Source organism: Pseudoalteromonas tunicata (assembly GCF_002310815.1).
GTDB classification, from domain to species: Bacteria; Pseudomonadota; Gammaproteobacteria; order Enterobacterales; family Alteromonadaceae; genus Pseudoalteromonas; species Pseudoalteromonas tunicata.
Genome location: NZ_CP011033.1, coordinates 276,060 through 277,996, shown reverse-complemented (window position 1 = coordinate 277,996; position 1,937 = coordinate 276,060). Strand labels below are relative to the sequence as shown.

Sequence of the window (1,937 nt, the reverse complement as noted above, 5' to 3'; positions counted from 1 at the left end):
TATTGGTCAATCCATACTCACTGGCCGCAGATAGCGCGGGGTATATAACTTTCAAGCCCATATTAAGGCGAATATTTATTTGGCTGCGAGGCAGCCATCATCAGATTGTTGCTATACTAACGCTGCCAGATCAGTAGCTGCTTTGGCTGGCAACTTTCGAGGTAATTCTTCCATCTCACCACTATCAAATTTCAAAATGCGATCTGAAAAAGTAAAATAGTGCTCATCATGACTGATCACGAACACCGTTTTCCCAAGTGCTTTAAGCTGCGCTAATAATTCGCAATAGAAGAAGTTTCTAAAGTAAGGGTCTTGATCTGCCGCCCATTCGTCAAAAATATATATTGGCGCATCTTCCATGTAAGACAGCAACAGCCCTAATCTTTTACGTTGGCCATGAGATAATTCTGTTGTCGACAGGATGCCATTATTCACTGTCACTTTTTTATCCAGTTTAAGCTTAACGAGATACTCAACAATCTTATGGTCATCAGCTAACATTCCCTGGGCATCAATAACCTGATCGAACAAATAAAAATCTGAAAAAATGGTACTAAAATGACAGCGATACCTATCCATATCTGCGGTCGCTAGCTTACCATCTAAACGAATCTCACCACTGGTAGGCGTATAAAGCCCACACAATACTTTGGCAAAAGTTGACTTACCACAACCATTACCACCAATGAGGAAAATGACTTCACCTCGCGATACGCTCAAGTTAATAGGCCCAATGGAGAATTTATACTCATCACTGCCATCTCGGATATATTCATAAGCAACTGACTTAATTTCAAGGTGCTGCCAATCATGTGAAGGCGTTAAGGTATGGTCTAATCGCTCAAAAAGAACATCCTCAGAAAGTTGTAAATTCTCAATTTTTTGACTCGATACAATCCCTTCAGCGACCACCGAAAAGGTATTAAACAATACCGTCATTGGGCCAATCAGATAGACCAAAGTCAGTACAAAGCTCACCACCACTTCAGTAGCAATACCGGCTAAAAATAACTGTGAAGCAAAAACGACCGAACCAAGTGCCAGAAATAAAACGAGATTAGTCCAGTTACTCAGTACAATAAAAATTAGGTGAGCTGAAATGGTCGATTTTTTTATTTGTTCAATATTTGGTGTAATCACATCTTTATAAAAAAAGCGTTTTCGATTGAAATTAATATTAAGCTCTTTGCCGCCATCGATTAAAGCACGAAAATTTTTAAATAAACTGTCATCTAATTCACGTACCGCTTTAAACCGCCCTATACCAATATTCATCAGTAATTGCGCCACCACCATAGCAAAGATCAGCACCCCTCCTACCCATAAAAATAACTGCCAAGACTGATAGCCCATATAAGCAAAACAGAGTAGTACCGTGGATAAATTATAGGCTACATGAGGTACCGCACTTAATGTGGCGGTAAGTGCTTCGATATCTTTAGTTAAGGTAGCAAAGATTCGATGCCCTCCCACTTTCTCAATCTGCTCATAGCTGGTAGATAGAATTCGTTGCACCATATTTTCTCTGATACTGACCATTATCTGTACCGACAACTTGGTCAACATGTATTGAGAGATCACACTGAAAGTAAGAAACGCAGTCAAAGCAGCAAAAAAGAATAATAACCCTTCAATTACATTCGATGATGAGTCACTAACATGCTCAATTTCTGAATTGACCAACGAAATGATGCCAATACCAAATAACGCACTAACAACACTCAACAGTGTTGCAATAATAAGTAGTTTCTTATGTAATAGAACTAACCTGTATAACATAAAACAGCCTTGTAATAGTTATGAGAAACGGCGTTTAAACCGCTTCTTTTGATAACGGTCTGAGATCAAAAACGCAATAAACGAAAGGTAAGCGTTGATGATTTCAAATAATTATCCCTAAGTAGTCGCCTTTTATTGAGCTTAAATCACCTAGGGAC

General features: G+C 38.9%; 1 protein-coding gene. It reads right to left on the bottom strand.

Translation table 11 applies throughout. The features are described 5' to 3' along the window. Positions 1 to 111 precede the first annotated feature (111 nt). Positions 112 to 1,779: a cyclic peptide export ABC transporter gene (locus PTUN_RS18995; RefSeq protein WP_009836316.1), complete on the bottom strand. Its 1,668-nt coding sequence runs from the start codon at positions 1,777 to 1,779 to the stop codon at positions 112 to 114. Positions 1,780 to 1,937: the final 158 nt, after the last annotated feature.